The 345-nt window shown below is 44.1% G+C and carries 1 tRNA gene; it reads right to left on the bottom strand.

The features are described 5' to 3' along the window. Window positions 1-153: 153 nt before the first annotated feature. A tRNA-Ala gene (locus FJU10_RS18950) sits at window positions 154-226 on the bottom strand. Window positions 227-345 lie beyond the last annotated feature (119 nt).

A 345-nucleotide genomic window follows, 5' to 3' on the forward strand; every position in this document is an offset into this window, starting at 1 on the left:
CTTCTTCTAGCGATAGAAGGTTGCTCAAGAAAATAAGCGTTGAACTTATTAAAAAACTCTTTTAACATTTCAACTCGGTGTGTGTTACTTGTTTTGATTTTTTCTTCGATATCCAGTTTTCAATGAACAAAGCTTAACGACCATTGTCGTTAATGGAGCCTAGCGGGATCGAACCGCTGACCTCCTGCGTGCAAAGCAGGCGCTCTCCCAGCTGAGCTAAGGCCCCGGGTATTTACTTGAGAGTAGACCTCTCAAAACTGAACAAAGGCAAACGATGTGTAGTCTTCCGAAATATTCCTTAGAAAGGAGGTGATCCAGCCGCACCTTCCGATACGGCTACCTTGT

The organism is Enterococcus sp. OL5, from assembly GCF_006491895.1.
In the GTDB taxonomy this organism is placed as follows: domain Bacteria; phylum Bacillota; class Bacilli; order Lactobacillales; family Enterococcaceae; genus Enterococcus_D; species Enterococcus_D innesii.